This window comes from Candidatus Pelagibacter sp. PS_02, assembly GCF_059418065.1.
The window spans coordinates 1129496-1148213 of record NZ_CM182079.1; the positions used below are offsets into that span (position 1 = coordinate 1129496).

The window sequence follows — 18718 nt, forward strand, 5'->3', positions numbered from 1 at the left end:
TATGAAAAGATCTACAAAAATTGGAACTGCAATCCTTGCCTTCTTTTTAATTATTACAATAGTAATTGTTGGAAGAACAATGATAGGAAATCATTTTAAAAAAAAATTTAGCAAAAGACCTCCTCCAGGCATAATAGTAACTGAGGTTGTAGCAAAAAAATTTGCTCAAAAAGTTTCAACTTATGGAACAGCAATTCCTTTTAGAACTAAATCATACAAAATTGAAAAATATGAAATAGTTAACCCAATAGAATTCAATAGAAAATTAAAAAAAGGTGATTTAATAACAAAATTAAAAACTAGAAATTTAATAGCATCTTTTGATGGAGTGGTGACTAAAAGAGATTTTTCAAATGATATTAAAGTTTCTGAAAGTTCACTTTTAATACAACTAGAAGATACTTCGACAATTTATGTAGATGTAGATATTCCTGAGCTTTACGCAAGTTTTATTAAAGAAAATTTAAATGTTGATGTTAAATTTTCAGGTAATAGTGAAAAAATTTATTCAGGTGTTGTTGACTCAACAGCTGGCAGGATTGATGTGGATACAAGATCTTTAGCTATAAGAATAAAATTAGAAAATGATAATTTTGAAATTTTACCAGGTTCTCTTTTGGAAATTATAGTTAAATATAATGAGAGAAATTCCATGAGTATTCCGGATACAAGTTTAATCATGGAAGGTAACAAAACTTATGTTTATAAAGTTGCAGAAGATAATGTGACTAATAAAACTGAAATTGTTATTGGAATAAGAGATTCTGGTTTTATTGAAGTGGTTTCAGGTTTAGCTAATGGAGATAACATTGTAGCTGAAGGTTTAAAAAAAGTTAGACCAAGAGGCAAAATTAAACCAATTAAAAAATAATGTTTATAACTGACGTAAGTATAAGAAGACCAGTTGTTGCTTGGGTAATGTCTCTTATATTAATTGTTTTTGGAATATTTGTTTTTTCACAATTGCCAGTAAGAGAACTACCCGAGGGCTTACAACCACCTGTAGTTCAAGTTAAAGTAGACTACAAATCTGCATCAGCTCCTATAATTGATCAGGAAGTAACACAAGTAATAGAAGATGTAATAGGTGGAGTAGAAGGAATAAAAAATATTAACTCAACATCAGAAAATGGGAGTAGTTCAATTAATGTTGAATTTAATCCTGATATAGATCTTGATAATGCTGCTAATGATATAAGAGAAAGAGTTGCAAGAGTTGTCGATAGATTGCCAAGTGAAGCAGCAGCGCCTCAAATACTTAAACAATCAGCAGGATTTTCAACCACTATGTGGCTGGCCGTATCTTCAGCAACCTGGAGTGATTTAGAGCTTGGAGATTATGTTGAAAGATATTTAGTAGATCAATTTTCAAGTGTTAAAAATGTTGGAACAATCTCAACTGGTGGCTTAAGAGATTTAAGTGTTAGGATCTGGATTGATCCAATTAAACTTGCTGCAAATAATTTAACTATTCAAGAAGTTGAAGGAGCAATAAGGAAAGAAAATGTCAGCCTACCCGCAGGAACATTAGAAGCTACCAACATAGATTTAATACTAAATTTAGATAAGTCATATAACAATATAGAAAAACTAAAAACATTACCTATTAAAAAAAATCAAAATAGTGTTGTAAGACTTTCAGATATTGCAAATGTTGAGTTTGGCCCGGTTTCAGAAAAAAATCTTTTTAAAGCCCAAAGTAAAGATGCTTTAGATTTAAACACTGTAGGAATTGGTATTTATGCGAAAAGTGGTGCCTCAACAGTAGAGCTTTCTAAAGAAATAAGTAAAAAAATTGAAGAAGTTAAAAAAACATTGCCAGATGACCTAAATATAGAAGTAGCTTTTAACAGAGCAACATATGTGGGTACAGCTATCGATGAAGTATACAAAACTTTAATCATTGCTTTTATTCTTGTGGTCATTATTATTTATTTATTCTTAGGTAATATAAAAGCTGTAATTGTACCAGCAGTTGCACTACCTGTAAGCTTAATAGCATCGTTTTTGGGTCTTTATTTATTTGGTTTATCAATAAACATATTTGTCTTATTAAGTTTTATTTTAGCTATTGGAATAATTACTGACGACTCGGTCATAATGACAGATGCAATTTATAGAAGAATTGAAAATGGAGAGAGTCCATTAATTGCAGCTTACAAAGGGTCAAAGCAAATCAGCTTTGCAATCATTGCAACAACTTTAATTCTAGTTGCGGTTTTTATTCCTTTAATTTTCATAGATGGAATTGCAGGAACATTATTTAGAGAAACAGCAATAGCATTATCTGTTTCTGTTGTGGTGTCCTCTTTTGTTGCTCTTACACTATCACCTATGTTAGCGAGTAAGTTTTTAAAGAAAGAGCCAAAACAAAATTTTATAGTCACTAAATTTGATAAATTTTTTAAATCATTTTTAAAATTTTATGAGGAAACATTGGGGTATTGGCTTAATAAGAAAAAAATCATAATTTCATTTATAGTCTTCACTATTATTGTCTCTGGTGTTTTATTTCATTTTACAAAAAAGGAATTATTACCATTAGAAGATCGAGGGGTTTATCTTGTTCTAGGGTTTACAGATGAAGGAAGCTCTTTTGAATATACTGAAAAAAGAGCAGAAGATGTTGAAAAAAGATTAATTCCTCTTCTTCAAGCTGAGGACAGTCCATACAAAAGATTTATAATGAGAGTGCCAGGCTTTGGTAGCAATAAAAATTCTTTTAATAGCTTTATAATAATTGCATTATTAGATGAATGGGCTGAACGAGATAAAAGTTCACAAACAATAATGAGAGAAGCAATTGGAAAAATTGTGACTGTTCCTGAAACAGTAGCTTTTCCAATATCACCTCAATCTATTAGAGTTTCTAGTTACAATAAACCTGTTCAAATGGTTATATTGGGCAGCACTTATGAGGAGTTAGAGGAAATACAGTCAAAAGTTATCAATAAATTAAGACAAAATAAAAATTTATCTAGAATAGAATCGGACTATTCTAGAGACAAACCGGAAGTCAAATTAGTAATTAATAAAAATAAGGCTAAGGATTTAAGTGTGTCTACTGACTCAATTGGCAAAACCTTAGAAACTCTTTATGGTGGAAAAACTGTAACAAAATTTAATAGACTTGGTAAAGAATACCCAATTATACTTCAACAATACTTGGCAGATAGACGATCGCAAGAAGGTCTTTCTAAAATATTTGTTAGATCTGAAAGCTCTGGTAAACTTATCTCTTTATCAAATTTAGTAGAGTTCAGTGAAATTGGATCTGCAAAAAAATTAGCAAGATATAATAGGCAGAGAGCTGTAACAATATCTGCAAATATATCGGAATCTTATACACTTACAGAAGCAATTGCATATTTAGAAGAAACAATGGAAGAAATTGGCTCTTCTAATCAAATTGCATGGAAAGGTAAATCAGAAGAAATAAAAGAAACTAGTAATGAACTATTTATTATTTTTGGATTAGCTTTTCTAACTGCGTACCTAGTAATGGCTGCAACCTTTAATTCATTTATTCATCCATTTATTATTATGTTAACTGTTCCACTTGCTTTGTTTGGAGGTTTGGTCTTTATATTATTCCTGAACAGTTCTATTAATATCTTCTCACAAATAGCGCTTGTCATACTAATTGGAATATCAACTAAAAATAGTATTCTAATTGTTGATTATGCCAATCAGTTAAGAACAGCTGGAAAAAATATAGAAACATCTGTTAAGGAAGCTTGTCAATTAAGATTTAGACCCATAATGATGACGTCAATAAGCACAATGATAGCAATGATGCCATTGGTTATAGGAAATATTGGACCAGGCGCAGGTGAAGCTTCAAGATTAGCAGTGGGTGCAACTATTCTGGGAGGAATGATTATATCAACATTCTTTACATTATATGTAACGCCAACCATGTATTTGGTATTAGCAAAGAATACGAAACGAATTGATGCGGTTGATATTGAGCTAAAAAAACAACTTCGTTAAAATATAATATATTTATTTTTATTTAATCTTTTCTGGCAATCTTGTAATTGTGATTTGTATTTATTAGATTGTTTTTCTACTTTTTTAGCTAAACCTATAACTTTCTGATTATTCTTATAATCTTTATAACCACCCCACCCTTCATGATATGCTAGATACTGTCTAAAGGCATCTTTCTTAGAAATTTTTAAAAGAGACTCAGTTTTATCAGTATACCAACCAATAAAATCTACACTATCTTTAAATCTTGTTCTTGTTGCTAATTTATTTCCAGTTTCATTTTTATACTGCTCCCAAGTTCCCTTTACTGCTTGTGAATATCCAAATGAACTAGAGGGTCTCTTAAATGGTATAATCTTAAATAATTTTTGCCTTGGAGGTTTAGCTAGCCAATCAAAGTCAGATTCCATCTTAATTATAGCTAACTGAATATAAATTGGGGTTCCCCATTTTTGTTCAGTTTTCTTTGCATGTTTATACCAAAGATATCTTTCATTAAAAATTGAGCAACTATTTGAAGTATTTTGAGGTATTGAGGAGCAGCCAGTTATAAAAATAATTAGTAGTATTAAAAAATGATTTTTAAGTTTTGACATATTTAATTACAATCTTATAGATAAGTATAACCAATATTACACCTACAATATTTCCAAATAAATCACTCATCTCAAATCCACGATTTGGAATGATAATGTGAAATAGTTCTAAAAAAATTGATAATAGAAATAAATAAATACTTAAAAGATTAATCTTTTTAGTATTATGAAAAGAAAGTACCCCTAAGCTTGTAAGGACAATAAAAGCATAGAAATGGTTTGATGAAATTATAAAATCTTGAGTAATTTGTGGTTGTTTATAACAATCATTATACAAAAAGCATCCGAGAATACTGCCTGGGAATAAATAAAATATTATCAATATGATATTAGAAGAATAAAACCCAATTCTAGAAATGTTTTTTAATTTATTCATAATAATCTTATTTATTTTATTTATTTTATTTATTTTATCAGTTATCAGAATATATCAAATGGCTCATTTAATTTTAGTAAGACATGGTCAAAGTGAATGGAATCTTGAAAAAAGATTTACAGGCTGGGTAGATGTTGACCTTACAGGGCAAGGTAAATTGGAAGCCTGTAAAGCTGGAGAGAATATTAAGGAAACTAAAATTGATATTGATTATTTTTATTCATCATTTCAATTAAGGGCTATCAACACACTAAAATTTATTCAGGACACATTAAGAGACAAAAGAGAACCAGTTAAAGCCTGGCAATTAAATGAAAGACATTATGGAGCTTTAACGGGGCTAAATAAAGATGAAATGAAAGAAAAGCTTGGTGAAGATAAAATACATGCTTTTAGAAGATCTTGGGATATTAAACCAAATCCATTAAGTAGAAACAATCCGTATCACCCGTTAAATATAGAGGTTTATAAAAGTATTCCAAAAGAAAATATTCCTGACACCGAGTCCCTTAAAGATACCTACGATAGAGTAATGAAATTTTATATTGATGAAATTCAAATGAAACTAAAAAATGATAAAAATATTTTAATTTCAGCTCATGGGAATTCTATAAGAGCGTTATGCAAATTTTTATTTAAATTAGACAATCAAAGGATAACATTACTCGAAATACCAACAGGCAATCCCCTCTTGATAAATTTAGATTCAAAGCAAAATATTAAAGAATGCACTTATCTAAATCAAGATAGAGCTAAGGACTTGTTAGTTTTTTAATAATTTTTTGTAAATATTGAGATCTGTTAAATGTCTAAAGTCTTCAAAACTCTCAAAACCATATAAATCGTCTTTATCAATTAATTTATTCCAAATATTTGAAATGGAAAAATTGCCTACCTCATATGAGTCAAATAAACTCTTATTTATGATTTGGCACCCTGTATAAATTAAGTGATTAAGTTCATCTTTTTTTATAATATTTTTTTTAAGATTGAAATCACCCTTCAAATTTTTGTCAAAACTCAAGTTTTCATTAGCTAATAAAAGTATATTTTTAACTTTAATTAAAAAATAAAATTTCTCCATATCTTTAATATATTTTTTATAATTCTCATTCCATACGGTGTCTGGATTAAATATCATAAAATCTGTTTCATTAGATGAATTTATTAAATTTAAAATTCCACCTCCCGTATCTAAAATATTTGAGCCATCATTTATTATTTTAATTTCTAAATTAAATTTCTTATCTTTAAAAAATTGTTCAATTTTTTCACTTAGGTAAAATGTGTTAATTAAAATTTTATCAATTCCCAAAGAATGTATTAGATTAATACAATTTTCTAATAAAGTTATTTCGTTTATCTTTAGTAGAGGCTTCGGGGTTGTCAGTGTTATTGGGTTTAAGCGCTTACCATATCCAGCACATAAAATTAATGCAGTTTTAATCTTCATTTCTGATTTCTTATTTTTTTGGAAAAATTAAGCTCTAATAAGCTTTTGAGCTCAGAAAATTTTTTATTGTTCGAAATTCTTAATTCAATTAACTTCCAAGCATAGGGAATTAATTTCAAATATTGCTTTTTCTTATCTCTCATTGCCAATCTTGTGAATATTCCAATAATTTTCATATTTCTTAAAATCGATAATATTTCAAAATCACTTAATAACGTAGCCTTGTTAACTCTTTTTTTATTTAGTTTTAGATAATAACGATAAATTTTATTTTTAAATATTTCATCTGTTCTAAATCTAACATCATCAATTAGGGAAGCTAAATCATAAGCTCTGTTTCCAATTAAAGCATCCTGCGAGTCGATAACTCCTATTTTATTTTTGTACTTCATTAAATTCGATGCATGAAAATCTCTATGAACTAAAACTTTTTCTTTTGATTGAAGGAGTGTTAATAAAAACCTAATTTGTTTTTTTATATCAATTTTAAACTTGGTTAGTTTATTTTTTTTTATAAATTTTTTTGCATACCATTCACAAAATAAATTTGCCTCATTGAATAATTTAACATTATCATAAATAGGTATTTTATAAGTTTTGCCTTTAAAGTTTTTAGATCGATTTTGTTTAATTTTTTGAATTACTCCAAGTAAATCAATAGATTTTTTATAGAGAGTTTCTTTTTGGTTTTTATTTTTTTTTAATAAACTAAAAACTGAGTCGTCTCCAAAATCTTCAATTTCTATATAATTTTTTTTATAATTTTCGCTATAAAGTTTAGGTGCTAAAACTTTATTTTTGATTAGAAGACTATTTATTGCATCATATATTAGCAAATTTTTCTCTTTTTCATTAGAAGCAAAAACTATGATTGATTTTTTTTTTGAAGATGACTTTCTATAAAAAGATCTAAATGATGCGTCACCTTTAATTTTTTTTAATTTATTATTAGTTTGTAACATTTATTATTTATTTTTAACTCCCTTAATTGTTAAATATCTTTTACTTAAATCATCATTGTATTCAAAATGTAAATCAATTTTGGAATCAATAGTTTCTTTTATTTTCTCAGGCCATTCAATTAATGTCACAACTTCTTCTCTATTTTCAAATAAACCAATGTTTTTTATCTCACTATAGTCAGTCAACCTGTACAAATCGTAATGCTGTATTATAAAATTTCCAACATCATATTCATTTACCAAATTAAAGGTAGGACTAGTAACTTCGGTTAAATTGATTTTATTTAATTGTTGAAGATTATTAATGAGGTGTCTTATAAATGTGGTTTTGCCAACACCTATTTCTCCATGAAAATAAGCTACATCTCCTTTTTGTAGTGTTCTTGAAAAACTTTTAGCTAGCTCAGATGTTTTATCTTCTAGGGAGATATCTATTTTTTCGCTATTAGTAGCGATAAGCATCTGGTTTGAATGGACCTTCTGTTTCAACACTTATATAGTCAGCTTGGTCTTTTGATAGTTTCGTAAGTTTGGCACCTACTTTTTTTAAGTGAAGCATTGCCACTTTCTCATCTAATGATTTTGGTAATACATAAACTTTATTTTCATAATTTTTATGATTATGCCAAAGTTCAATTTGTGCCATTACTTGATTTGTAAATGATGCACTCATTACAAAACTTGGATGCCCTGTTGCACAACCTAAATTTACCAATCTACCTTTGGCTAAAAGAATAATTCTCTTTCCATCAACTAATTCTATTTCATCAACTTCTGGTTTTACTTCTGTCCATTTATAATTTTTTAAGGCTTCTACTTGAATCTCATTATCGAAGTGTCCAATATTACAAAGGATTGCTCTATCTTTCATATTTCTCATATGATCTGCAGTAACAATGTCTATATTACCTGTAGCAGTAACAACAATATCTGCCTTGCTTATAGCTTCATCCATTAAAACTACTTCATAACCTTCCATTGCTGCTTGGAGTGCACAAATTGGATCCGCTTCTGTAACCATCACTCGAGCACCACTTTGTCTTAAAGATGCAGCACTACCTTTTCCAACATCCCCAAAGCCTGCTACAATTGCAACTTTACCAGACATCATTACATCTGTGGCTCTTCTAATTCCATCTACTAAACTTTCTCTACAACCATATAGGTTATCAAATTTTGATTTTGTAACTGAGTCATTAACATTAATTGCTGGAATCATTAATGTTCCATCTTTTTCCATTTTGTTTAATGCTTTAATTCCAGTCGTTGTTTCTTCTGAGACACCTTTTACTTCCTTTAACAAATCTTTGTAATCACTGTGCATCATTGCAGTTAAATCACCACCATCATCTAAGAGCATATTTGCTTTCCAGTCTTTTTTACCTTCTATTGTTTGTCTGATGCACCATACAGCTTCCTCTTCAGTTTCACCTTTCCAAGCAAAAACTGGTATTCCTGCTTTAGCTATTGCTGCAGCAGCATGATCTTGTGTTGAAAAAATATTACAAGAAGACCATCTAACCTCTGCTCCAAGCTCTACTAAAGTTTCAATTAAAACTGCTGTTTGAATTGTCATATGAAGACATCCCAATATTCTTGCTCCTTTTAAGGGTGCTTTTCCTGAGTATTCTTCTCTTAATGCCATTAGACCAGGCATTTCACTTTCAGCTATTGAAATTTCTTTTCTTCCAAAGTCTGCTAACGATATATCTTTGACTTTAAAATCATCCATTGCTCAGTTTTATATAATAAAAATTTAATTAATCAACTTATGATTAAACTTTAGGGAAGACAATCTCAACATTTGCACCTTCTTGCGTTACATTGTTTGAGGCATTAATGGTAGCACTATGGAGTTCAACAAGGTTTTTTACTATATTTAAGCCTAAACCAGAATGCTCTCCAAAGGTATCAGGTCTATTACTATAAAATCTATTAAATATTTTTTTTGTATCTGTTTCCTTAAATCCTTTACCTTCATCAATAACTTTAAAAATAATTTTATCCTTATCTCCTTTGTAAATTTCAACTAAGATTTTTTTGTTATCATCACTAAATGAAATTGAATTATCTAATAAATTTGCAATAATTTGTTCAATTCTATTTTCTATTCCATTAATAAAATATTCTTCTTGATCATCTTGATCATTTAACATTATTTTAATTCCTCTTTTTGCTTCATAAATATTATTAAAATCATCTACTACAGATCTTGCAATTAATTTGAGATTAATTTTTTTCATTTTTTCTTTACTTAATGCAACCTCATCTTTTAGTATTTGAGAATAATCAGTGATCAATCTTTCAATTCTTTGAACATCGTGATTGAGAATACTAATTAATTTACTTCTTTGAGATTGATCATCAGTCTCGTTCAATATTTCTGAAGCACTTTTTAATGATGTTAAGGGGTTTCTTATCTCATGAACAAGATCAGTTGAAAAATTTTCTGCATGTGAAATTCTTTTTTGAAGTTCACTTGTCATATCATCTAAAGAATTTGACAAAGTTCCTAGCTCGTCATTTCTACTTTTAAGTTCATTAATATTTGTTTTTTTTTTGCTCTTTTCTTTTATAATTTTTGTATATGCTACTAAGTTCTTTATAGGTTTTAGAAAATATCTATTTAAAACAAAAGAGAATACAAATATTACTATAATTATAAATATTGCTGTTCTTAGAATAAATGTTTTTCTTTCATCAATAGCAGATTTTACATCATTAGCATTTTCTGAAATTGCTAGGTATCCAATATTAACTCCATTTAGTGTAATGTTTTTAACTGTTGTTAGTAAAAATTGATCATAGCCTTCCTGTATAAAAGTAAAGGGCTTTCCATAGTCTTTTGACCACGAATAATTTGTAAGAACATCTTTGAATGAAACGGTTTTTTCTTTATTTATGTTTTTTGTTTCAACAATTTTTTTGCTTTTTTCTTCGTCTAATATTTCTAGCTCAACTATATCTAGTCTACTAGAAAAGGATCTCGGGTCTAAATCTAGCGTATCAGTATCACCTACTAAATTAAATTGATTATCAAATAAGATAACTCTATCTAAGTTTTGAAATAAAAATCTTGTTGAAAATAAAAATTTTCTAATATCTTCTTCCTCAAATTTTATATTTAACCTTAAAATATGCTCAATTGTATTGTTAATTATTTGAATATGTTTGGAGGTTTTATTTTTTATTAAATTAGGTTTTGCATTGCTAATGTAAAGTGCTGTTAAAATTCCTATAATTAAAAAAATAACCAAATTAATGAATAAAAATTTTTTTAATATAGATAAACTTTTTAGAAAATTACTGAACATTAACTAACGTTCCATCTGTATCCACTGCCATATCTTGTTTCTATAGCTGTAAAATCAGGATCAACTTTTTTAAATTTTTTTCTAATTCTTTTAACATGACTATCAATAGTTCTATCTTCAATATCAGTATCTTCTCGATAAGCAATGTCCATAAGCTGAGCTCTTTCTTTTATTATTCCTGGTCTCTTTGCTAATTCTTTAACTATTAAAAATTCTGTAGTAGTTAGTTTATCTGGTAGTTGCTTGTTATCCCATTCACATTCAAGTTGTGAAGGGTCAAGTTTTAGCTTCCCATGCGAAATAATATTTTTTGTGTCTTCAAGATTGTTGTTAATATCTTTTTTTCTAAGTTGAACCCTTATTCTTTCTATTAAAACTTTAATGGAAAAACCTCCTGACTTTTTTATAAAATCATCTGCACCCAATTTTAAGCCTAATAATTCATCTATTTCATCATCTTTTGAAGTTAAAAAAATTACAGGCAAGGAAGTTTTTTTTCTTAACTTTTTTAAAAGCTCTTCACCATCCATTTTTGGCATCTTTATATCTATAACAGCAAGGTCTGGTGGATTTCTAGTTAACCCAATTAAAGCACTTTCTCCATCAATATAAGTTTGAACTTTAAAGCCTTCTTTTTCAAGAGCTATACTTATACTTGTGAGTATATTTCTATCATCATCAATAAGAGCTATTGTTTGAGTTTGCATATTCTACTTTAAAAATACTAAATTGTTCTAATTTAGGCAATGGAGATAAATTAATGAAGTATTCCCCAATTGTCCCCTGTATTCACGTCTACCGTCAATGGTGTTGAAAAAGTGTGTAAATCACTTTCTGTAACACTCGTCATTTCATCCTTGATTATTTCAGTTATATTTTTGACTTCTTTTACTGGAACCTCAAAAATTAATTCATCATGAATTTGTAATAATATTTTTGATTTATTATTTTTAATGCTTTCAAATTTTTTATTAAGTCTAATCATTGCAAGTCGCATGATTTCTGATGCTGATCCTTGAATAGGAGCATTAATAGCTGCTCTTTCTTGAAAATTTCTCACATTGAAATTTTTATCATTAATTCCATTAAAGTGAGATCTTCGACCAAAAATATTGGTTACATATCCACTTTTTCTGCAAAACTTAATTGTATTATCCATATAAATTTTTATTTCGGGAAATTTTAAGAAATAGGCATTTAAAAATTCATCTGCTTCATGATTTGAAACGTTGATTTGTTTTGCAAGTCCATATTGTGAAATACCATAAATTATTCCAAAATTAATAGCCTTAGCCTTCCTTCTCATGTCTTGGTCTACTTTTTTAATATCAACATTAAATACCTGGCTTGCTGTAAGAGAGTGAATATCTTCATTGTTACTAAACGCTTTTTTCAGCTCTTTAACCTCTGCCAAATCAGCTAAAATTCTCATTTCAATCTGATTATAATCTGCAGATATTAATGTGAAGCCCTTTTCTGCTATAAAAGCTTTTCTTATATCTTTACCATCCTCTGATTTAATAGGAATATTTTGTAGGTTTGGATCACTGGATGCCAATCTTCCTGTTGTTGTTGCTGCCAATAAAAATGATGTGTGAACTCGTTTAGTATTTGGATTAATGTGTTCAGGTAAAGCATCTGAGTAAGTGTTTTTAAGCTTGGACACTTGTCTCCAATCTAGAATTAATTTTGGAAATTCATGTCCTTTAAACGCTAAGTCTTCTAACACACTTGCATTTGTGGCAAAACTACCTTTTCTAGTTTTTTTAAGTACAGCAATTTTCAAATCATTATAAATAATTTCACCTAATTGTTTTGGTGATGCAATATTAAATTTTTTTTTTGAAATTTTAAAAACTTCTTTTTCTAGTTTACTTATTTTTTTTTCAAATTTTTCAGACAAAACCTTTAAAAATTTATTATCAATTTTAATTCCTTCAATTTCCATAAATGCTAGTATCTTAATTAAAGGTTTTTCAAAGATTTCATAAATATTAGTTAATTTCTCTAATTTTAAATTTTTACTAAATATTTTGTATAATCTGTAAGTAATATCAGCATCTTCAGCAGCATACTCCATTGCCTTATCTAGCTCTACATCACTAAAGTTTATTTCTTTTTTACCTGTACCAACAATTTCTTTAAATGAAATTGTTTTATGCTGTAGATGAATCTCAGACAAGGTATCCATATTATGTCTATTTTTTCCAGCATCTAATACATAAGACATCAGCATTGTATCTTCCATTGAATTCATATTTATTCCATGTTTATACAAGACAATAAAATCAAACTTAATATTTTGACCAATTTTTTTTACACTCTTGTCTTCTAAAAGTGGTTTGAGTTTTTTAATTACAGTTTCTTTTTTTAAACATCCTTTAAACTTATGACCGATTGGAATATAACAAGCCTTGCCAATTTTAGTGCTTAATGAAATTCCCACTAAATCAGTCTGATGTGCATCTAAAGAACTAGTCTCTGTATCAATTGCTAGCTCTCCAGCTTCTTCTGCTTCGTTAATCCACTCATCTATTTCTTTTTCATTAGTAATTAGATGATAATTTTTTTTACTTATATTTTGATGTTTTTTTTCAGGCTTTGTCTCTTTTGCTGTCTCTTCTAACAGTGGTTCTCCGTATGCAGAAATGACAGAACTAAGAAGTCTATTAAACTCCATTTCTCTTAAAAATTTATATAGTTTATTTTTATCAATCTTCTTTAGATGAAATTCCTCTAACTTTCTTTCAACAGGAGCATCCTTCATTAGTGTCACTAATTTTTTGCTAATTATCGCTTTATCTTTGTTCTCTATAAGTGTTTCTCTTCGTTTATTTTGTTTTATTTCTTGAGCGTTATCTAATAATTTTTCTAGGGTTCCATACTTATTAATCAGTTCTGCTGCAGTTTTTACACCTATCCCAGGTACTCCCGGAACATTATCACTACTGTCTCCAGCTAAGGATTGAACATCAATAACTTTTTCTGGGCCCACTCCAAATTTAGTTACTATATCTTCAGGTGTTATAAATTTATTTTTCATAGGATCGAATATACGAACGTCTTTTCTATACAATTGCATTAAGTCTTTATCTGAAGAGACTATTGTCACCTTTGCACCCTTTGCTAAAATTTGTTCTACATAAGTGGCTATTAAATCATCTGCTTCATAATTTGGAAGATCTACAGATGGTAAATTAAAAGCAACTACTGACTTTCTTATGTATTCAAACTGTGGTGCTAAATCATCTGGGGCTTCTGATCTATTAGCTTTATAGTCTGAATAAATTTCATTTCTAAAAGTTTTTCTAGCAGCATCAAATATTACAGCAAAGTGTGTTGGTTTTTGAAGATTTTCATTTGATTTTGAATCCTCTAATAGTTTAAATAGCATACTGCAAAATCCACTAACTGCACCTACTGGAAGACCGTCACTTTTTCTAGTTAGGGGTGGTAATGCATAATAAGCTCTAAAAATGTAACCTGAACCATCTATTAAATAAAAATGATCTGTTTTTTTTATTTTATCCATTAAATAATATTATCTTAAATATTTTAAATACTATAAATGTATTACCACGCATGGAGCAAAAAAATATACTTTCTGTTAAAAATTTAAAAAAAATTTATTCAAACAAACAAGCTGGGGACAACCTTGCATTAAACGATTTAAACTTAGACGTGAAAGAGGGAGAAATTTTTGGCCTTCTTGGTCCTAATGGTGCTGGGAAAACAACATTTATAAATATTTTAGCTGGAACAGTGGTTAAAACAGCAGGACGAGTAAGTGTCTGGGGTTTTGACTTAGATAAAAACCCAAGACAAGTTAGAGCTTCAGTTGGAATAGTTCCTCAAGAAGTAAATCTTGATCCATTTTTTAGCCCAAGAAAATTATTAGAATTACAGGCTGGTCTTTATGGAATTAAAGAAAAAGATAGAATTACAGATACAATTCTAAAATTAGTGTCCTTAGAAAAACAAGCTAACAGCTATGCTAGAAGTTTATCTGGTGGAATGAAAAGAAGATTGTTAATGGCTAAAGCTTTAGTTCATCAGCCACCAATAGTTATTCTAGATGAACCTACTGCTGGTGTTGATGTGGAGTTAAGACAAAATTTATGGAAAAATGTAAAATTATTAAATGAACTTGGTGTAACAATCATTTTAACAACTCATTACCTCGAGGAGGCTGAGGAAATGTGTGGAAGAATAGCTATATTAAATAAAGGAAATATTGTTGCCCTAGACAGCACTAAGAATTTATTAGATAGAATTCAAACCAAAAAAGTAACCTTTAAAACTGATATAAAGATAAATATTAACGATGATGATCTAGAATCTTTAAAAATAGTTTCACACTTAGATAATGAAGTTTGTGTTTCTTATGAAAAAAGTAAAATTAATATAGAGGAATTAATTAATTTAATTAAGAAAAATAACGTCAAAATTATAGATATTTCAACTGACGACGGTGATTTAGAGGATGTTTTTTTAAGATTAATAAAAAACTAGATTATCACATTAATAAATAGTAATTTGTGGATATGGATCTATTAAAAACAAACACAATTCAAAAAGTATTAAAAACATTTATTCTAATTTTTATAGGAACAATGGCTTTAACTGTTTCAGCTAAATTAAAAATACCATTTTATCCTGTGCCTATGACAATGCAAACATTTGTAGTTCTTTTTTTAGGAATTGCTTTCGGGTATAAAATTGGCCTGGCATCTGTAGCTGTTTATCTTCTGGAGGGTATTCTAGGTATGCCTGTATTTTCTAACTCACCAGAAAAAGGTATTGGAATAGTTTATTTTACTGGTCCAACAATGGGATATTTAATTGGATTTTTATTTGCTTCTTTTTTTGCAGGCTATTTAAATCTTAATAAAAATATTTTTATAATTTTTGGAAAATTAATATTTTCTGTTTCTGTAATCTATGTATTTGGAGCTATTTGGTTGGGAACTTTAATTGGATGGGATAAACCAATTCTTCAATTAGGAGTGACACCATTTTTATTAGCTGAATTATTTAAAATTTGCTTATTAGCTATATTGGCTAAACAAATTATCAAATTTAGAAAATTTATCTAGGAGATCTTTTAGATAAAATTCTTTGTAACGTTCTTCTGTGCATTTTAAGTCTTCTAGCAGTTTCAGATACATTTCTATTGCATAATTCAAAAACTCTATGAATATGTTCCCACTTAACTCTATCAGCTGACATGGGGTTTTCTGGTGGTTCAGCTTTTTTCTCTGGATCGGCTAGTAATGCTTTTTCAACATCATCTGCGTCTGCTGGCTTTGCTAGATAATCAATTGCACCTTCTTTAATCGCAGCAACAGCCGTTGGAATATTTCCATATCCTGTTAACATTATAATTCTACTGCTTGGATTAGAAATTTGAATTTGCTTTACTACCTCAAGTCCATTTCCATCAGCTAGTCTTAGGTCGACAACTGCAAAAGCTGGTTTTTTCTCTTTAACAGATAGTATTCCTTTTTGTACACCCTCAGCTTGAAAAACCTCAAATCCTTTTTTTTCCATAGCTCTTGCAAGCCTGTCTCTAAAGGGGTTGTCATCATCAACGATTAATAAGGATTTATTATCAAAATCACTTAATTTTTTTAAATTAGCTGCTTCAACCATATTATTAATATGGTGCCTTATCTGATAATTTCAACACCCATTATTTGCTTTACATTAATTAACTATTACCTTATTTGCATGATTTATATGAAAGTTTTTAAGTATTTAAGAACTTTTTTTTATTAAATTTTTTTTGGGGACATATGAAATGCAAAAATTTAAAACAGTTGATGAGCTTATAAATCAACTAAAACCGGAAAAGCCTATTTATTGTATTAGAAAAAAATCTATACAGTTTGCCTCTTCTTATTTTAGAAATAAATTTCCTGGTAAAGTTCTATATGCTGTTAAAACTAACTCACATCCTGAGGTTTTAAAAACAATAGTAGAAAGTGGAATTGAAAACTTTGATGTAGCTTCTATTCAAGAAATTAAAGACATCAGAGCTATCTCCCCTGATGCAAAATGTTCATATATGCATACTGTTAAGAGCAGAGAAAGTATTAAGGAAGCTTACTTTAACTATAATATTAAAACTTTTTCTTTAGATACTAAAGATGAATTAATAAAAATTATTGAAGCAACCAATCAAGCAAAAGATCTTGAACTATTTGTAAGAGTTGCTGTTTCAAATGAACATGCTCAAATAGATCTATCTAAAAAATTTGGTGTATTAACCTCTGAAGCTACTGGTTTATTAAGACTAACGAAACAATATGCAAAAAAAATCGGCTTAAGTTTTCACGTTGGTTCTCAATGTATGCACCCAATTTCTTATGCAAAAGGAATTGGAGAGATTGGAAACATAATAAAAAAAACAAAAATTATTCCTGATTACATTAACATTGGTGGTGGATTTCCTGCAATCTATCCTGATTTAGTACCTCAACCTTTAGAAAATTATTTTGAAGAAATAAAAAAAAGTTTAATTAATTTAGAACTAGAAAAACTTCCAGAATTATTATGTGAGCCTGGAAGGGCAATAGTTGCAGAAAGTGGTTCTACAATTGTCAGAGTAAATCTTAGAAAAAAACAAAAACTTTATATAAATGATGGAACATACGGAACTCTTTTTGATGCTGGTACACCAAATATGGTTTACCCATCTCGTTTAATTAAATCTAGCAAGATAATATCAAAAAAATTAACTGCTTTTGATTTTTATGGCCCCACCTGCGATAGCATGGATTACATGAAAGGGCCATTTTTACTTCCAAATAATATTAAAGAAAATGATTATATTGAACTAGGTCAGCTTGGAGCCTACGGTCTAACTTTTAGAACTCAATTTAATGGTTTTTATTCTAATGAGATTTATGAAGTAGAAGATGAGCCAATAATGACCATGTATGGTAAAGACAGTAATAAGGCTATACTAGTTGCCTAATGTCAGAAAACAAAAATTTAACTCATAATAGCAAAAAAAGCTTCTTACAAAATCCAGTTGAACACATAGATATTACATCGTTTGATGCAAGAAAGATAATTTCCTCAATGGAAAAAATGTCTTTTGTTTCAAGAGAAACAGCAAATGCAGCCAACATTTTTAATGAAATGATTCAAGATAAGGATTGTACAATTTTTTTAACACTTGCTGGCTCAACTTCTGCTGCGGGATGTATGAATATTTATAAAGATTTAGTTAAATACAATATGGTTGATGCAATTATTGCTACAGGAGCTTCAATAGTTGATATGGATTTTTTTGAAGCTTTAGGTTTTAAACATTATCAAGGTTCACAATTTCAAGATGACACTGAATTAAGAAAAAATTATATAGATAGAATTTACGATACATATATTGATGAAGATGAATTACAGGAATGTGATCAAAAAATATGTGAAATAGCAGATACACTTGATCCTAGAAGTTACACATCAAGAGAATTTATTTATGAAATGGGAAAATATTTAAAGAAAAATTCTAAAAAAAAAGACTCTTTAATTGAAACTGCATATGACAATAATGTTCCCATTTTTTGTCCTGCGTTTACAGACTCAAGTGCTGGTTTTGGATTGGTCACTCATCAAGAAAATAATCCTAAAAACCATATTACGATAGATTCTATTAGAGAGCTTCGTGAATTAACTGAAATAAAGATTCAATCAAAAGGATCTGGCTTATTTATGATTGGTGGAGGAGTACCTAAAAACTTTGTTCAAGATACTGTTATCTGTGCTGAACTTTTAGGAAAAGAGGTTGAGATGCATAAGTATGCAGTTCAAATTACAGTAGCAGATTCTAGGGATGGTGCTTGCAGCAGCTCTACATTAAAAGAGGCAAGCTCATGGGGTAAAGTAGATATTGCTAAAGAACAAATGGTTTTTGCAGAAGCAACTAGTGTCCTTCCTTTGATAGCAAGCGATGCTTATCATAAAGGTGACTGGAAAAATAGAACGAGAAAAAACTTCTCAAAAATATTTAAATAAAA

17 protein-coding genes are annotated in these 18718 nt (G+C 28.8%); 7 read left to right on the top strand and 10 right to left on the bottom strand.

What is annotated here, in order from left to right; genetic code table 11:
* The first annotated feature begins 1 nt into the window (after position 1).
* Together AC5SL4_RS05985 and AC5SL4_RS05990 are read left to right on the top strand one after the other, a co-directional pair.
* A complete protein-coding gene (locus AC5SL4_RS05985; protein WP_020168859.1) occupies positions 2–871 on the top strand; it encodes an efflux RND transporter periplasmic adaptor subunit in 870 nt (289 codons plus the stop codon).
* The gene (locus AC5SL4_RS05990; protein WP_006997720.1) at positions 871–3993 is read left to right on the top strand and encodes an efflux RND transporter permease subunit; all 3123 of its coding nucleotides are present in this window, start codon (positions 871–873) and stop codon (positions 3991–3993) included. Before AC5SL4_RS05985 ends, AC5SL4_RS05990 begins: the two co-directional genes overlap by 1 nt.
* Here AC5SL4_RS05990 and AC5SL4_RS05995 read toward each other — a convergent pair.
* Positions 3990–4589: a transglycosylase SLT domain-containing protein gene (locus AC5SL4_RS05995; protein ID WP_006997719.1), complete on the bottom strand. Its 600-nt coding sequence runs from the start codon at positions 4587–4589 to the stop codon at positions 3990–3992. The two genes, AC5SL4_RS05990 and AC5SL4_RS05995, sit on opposite strands and share 4 nt — an antisense overlap.
* On the bottom strand, positions 4576–4965 hold the full coding sequence (locus AC5SL4_RS06000; RefSeq protein ID WP_006997718.1) for a VanZ family protein: 390 nt from the start codon (positions 4963–4965) through the stop codon (positions 4576–4578). Before AC5SL4_RS06000 ends, AC5SL4_RS05995 begins: the two co-directional genes overlap by 14 nt.
* Before the next feature lie 58 nt (positions 4966–5023).
* Between AC5SL4_RS06000 and AC5SL4_RS06005 the strand changes: the two genes are divergently transcribed.
* Positions 5024–5740, top strand: coding sequence for a 2,3-bisphosphoglycerate-dependent phosphoglycerate mutase (locus AC5SL4_RS06005; RefSeq protein WP_034400347.1), 717 nt, complete (start codon positions 5024–5026; stop codon positions 5738–5740).
* Here AC5SL4_RS06005 and AC5SL4_RS06010 read toward each other — a convergent pair.
* Genes AC5SL4_RS06010 through polA form a run of 7 tightly spaced genes read right to left on the bottom strand, consistent with a single transcriptional unit; the run spans position 5729 to position 14226 of the window.
* A complete protein-coding gene (locus AC5SL4_RS06010; RefSeq protein WP_006997716.1) occupies positions 5729–6418 on the bottom strand; it encodes a sugar phosphate nucleotidyltransferase in 690 nt (229 codons plus the stop codon). The two genes, AC5SL4_RS06005 and AC5SL4_RS06010, sit on opposite strands and share 12 nt — an antisense overlap.
* Positions 6415–7380: an aminoglycoside phosphotransferase family protein gene (locus AC5SL4_RS06015; protein WP_006997715.1), complete on the bottom strand. Its 966-nt coding sequence runs from the start codon at positions 7378–7380 to the stop codon at positions 6415–6417. Before AC5SL4_RS06015 ends, AC5SL4_RS06010 begins: the two co-directional genes overlap by 4 nt.
* A gap of 3 nt (positions 7381–7383) precedes the next feature.
* Positions 7384–7842, bottom strand: a complete 459-nt coding sequence (locus tag AC5SL4_RS06020) for a bifunctional tRNA (adenosine(37)-N6)-threonylcarbamoyltransferase complex ATPase subunit type 1 TsaE/phosphotransferase (protein ID WP_006997714.1) — start codon at positions 7840–7842, stop codon at positions 7384–7386.
* Complete coding sequence (gene ahcY / locus AC5SL4_RS06025; RefSeq protein WP_006997713.1) at positions 7826–9112, bottom strand: adenosylhomocysteinase; 1287 nt, start codon at positions 9110–9112, stop codon at positions 7826–7828. Before ahcY ends, AC5SL4_RS06020 begins: the two co-directional genes overlap by 17 nt.
* Before the next feature lie 43 nt (positions 9113–9155).
* Entirely contained in the window at positions 9156–10694 is a 1539-nt protein-coding gene (locus tag AC5SL4_RS06030) for a sensor histidine kinase (RefSeq protein WP_011281542.1), read from the bottom strand.
* On the bottom strand, positions 10694–11401 hold the full coding sequence (locus AC5SL4_RS06035; protein ID WP_006997711.1) for a response regulator transcription factor: 708 nt from the start codon (positions 11399–11401) through the stop codon (positions 10694–10696). Before AC5SL4_RS06035 ends, AC5SL4_RS06030 begins: the two co-directional genes overlap by 1 nt.
* A 50-nt stretch (positions 11402–11451) precedes the next feature.
* On the bottom strand, positions 11452–14226 hold the full coding sequence (gene polA / locus AC5SL4_RS06040) for a DNA polymerase I (RefSeq protein WP_006997710.1): 2775 nt from the start codon (positions 14224–14226) through the stop codon (positions 11452–11454).
* A gap of 50 nt (positions 14227–14276) precedes the next feature.
* Between polA and AC5SL4_RS06045 the strand changes: the two genes are divergently transcribed.
* Together AC5SL4_RS06045 and AC5SL4_RS06050 are read left to right on the top strand one after the other, a co-directional pair.
* Positions 14277–15206, top strand: coding sequence for an ABC transporter ATP-binding protein (locus AC5SL4_RS06045; protein WP_006997709.1), 930 nt, complete (start codon positions 14277–14279; stop codon positions 15204–15206).
* 32 nt (positions 15207–15238) lie between these two features.
* Entirely contained in the window at positions 15239–15790 is a 552-nt protein-coding gene (locus AC5SL4_RS06050) for a biotin transporter BioY (protein WP_006997708.1), read from the top strand.
* On the opposite strand, the gene AC5SL4_RS06055 is transcribed toward AC5SL4_RS06050, so the two are convergent.
* Positions 15783–16346 carry an ActR/PrrA/RegA family redox response regulator transcription factor gene (locus AC5SL4_RS06055; protein WP_006997707.1) on the bottom strand — a complete coding sequence of 188 codons (564 nt, stop codon included), beginning with the start codon at positions 16344–16346 and terminating at the stop codon, positions 15783–15785. The genes AC5SL4_RS06050 and AC5SL4_RS06055 overlap by 8 nt on opposite strands.
* Positions 16347–16494: 148 nt before the next feature.
* Between AC5SL4_RS06055 and AC5SL4_RS06060 the strand changes: the two genes are divergently transcribed.
* Both AC5SL4_RS06060 and AC5SL4_RS06065 read left to right on the top strand, forming a co-directional pair.
* Positions 16495–17673, top strand: coding sequence for a type III PLP-dependent enzyme (locus AC5SL4_RS06060; RefSeq protein ID WP_494587266.1), 1179 nt, complete (start codon positions 16495–16497; stop codon positions 17671–17673).
* Positions 17673–18716: a 1,9-bis(guanidino)-5-aza-nonane synthase gene (locus tag AC5SL4_RS06065; RefSeq protein WP_271480731.1), complete on the top strand. Its 1044-nt coding sequence runs from the start codon at positions 17673–17675 to the stop codon at positions 18714–18716. Before AC5SL4_RS06060 ends, AC5SL4_RS06065 begins: the two co-directional genes overlap by 1 nt.
* The last annotated feature ends 2 nt before the right edge of the window (positions 18717–18718 follow it).